The sequence below is a fragment of the Streptomyces viridosporus genome (genome assembly GCF_002078235.1).
GTDB lineage: Bacteria > Actinomycetota > Actinomycetes > Streptomycetales > Streptomycetaceae > Streptomyces > Streptomyces viridosporus.
Map to the genome: position 1 here is coordinate 1 of NZ_MSGP01000943.1, position 1139 is coordinate 1139.

Genomic DNA, 1139 nt, shown 5'->3' on the forward strand with positions numbered 1-1139 from the left:
CGGTGCGCCCGCGCAGCGGTCCAACCTGATCGTGCATCACCTGGACGAGGACCCGGCCAACAACCGCGTCGAGAACCTCATCCTGCTCTGCTACACCTGCCACGCCGTGCACCACAAGTCTGCGGTGACGCCGTATCCATGGTTCGCCGAGTACACGCGCCGGGCGTCCGAGTCCATGACATCCAAGTGGAAGGCAACAGCAACTTCTTTGCTGACGGTGTACTCGTCCACAACTGCCTCATAGTCGATGACCCCTTCAAGGGATCCGACGACGCAGAGTCCCAGACCCAGCGCGACCGGGTCTGGGACTGGTGGCAGTCCGTCGCCCTCACCCGCCTCGAACCCAACGGCAGCCTGGTCGTCATCAATACCCGATGGAACCCCGACGACCTCTCCGGCCGCCTTCTGGAAACCGAGGGCGACGAATGGACTGTCCTCGACCTCCCCGCCCTCGCCATGGCAAAGAACGACCCACTGGGACGCGCCACCGGCGAAGCGCTTTGACCCGAGCGGTACAACACCGAAGACCTCGCCCGCATCCGCAAAGGCGTCGGTGAACGCGTCTGGTGGGCCCTCTACCAACAGCAACCCCGTCCCCTTGAAGGCGGCGTCTGGCAATGGTCGTGGATCACGGGCAACCGGATCAGCCCCGTCGCGTTCCGCGGCGTCGACCTCACCCGTGTCGTTGTCGCCCTCGACACGGCAGGCGGCAGCAGCGCCAGCCATGACGAATCCGGCATCGTCGCCGCCGGCCGCTCCATCGACGATCACTACTACGTGCTGGCCGACCGATCCGCACGACTGTCCGCCGAGGCCCGCGGCCGGGAGACATGCCTGCTGGCCATGGAACTCCAGGCGGACGCCATCGCTGTAGAGATGAACTACGGCGGTGACTCGGTAAGCCAGGTCGTCGTCCAGGCGTGGAGGGAACTGGAACGGGAGGGAGCGACCAAGGGCATGGTGATGCCGCGGATCGTTCCTGTGGACGCCAAGAAGGGCAAGAGGTTGCGGGCCGAGCCCATCGCCCAGCTCTACGAACAGGGCAAGGTGCACCATCTGGCAGAGTTTCCCGACCTGGAGCGTCAGATGTGTATAAGAGACAGTTCCTGTGGACGCCAAGAAGGGCAAGAGGTTGCGGG

2 protein-coding genes and 1 pseudogene are annotated in these 1139 nt (G+C 64.8%); all 3 read left to right on the top strand.

The features are described from left to right. Positions 1-25: 25 nt before the first annotated feature. Complete coding sequence (locus tag B7L92_RS43790) at positions 26-244, top strand: HNH endonuclease (RefSeq protein ID WP_368656285.1); 219 nt, start codon at positions 26-28, stop codon at positions 242-244. Further along, a complete protein-coding gene (locus B7L92_RS43795) occupies positions 139-504 on the top strand; it encodes a hypothetical protein (RefSeq protein ID WP_081241696.1) in 366 nt (121 codons plus the stop codon). Before B7L92_RS43790 ends, B7L92_RS43795 begins: the two co-directional genes overlap by 106 nt. Before the next feature lie 234 nt (positions 505-738). After that, positions 739-1139: pseudogene (locus tag B7L92_RS40875) on the top strand (hypothetical protein); the annotation flags it as partial.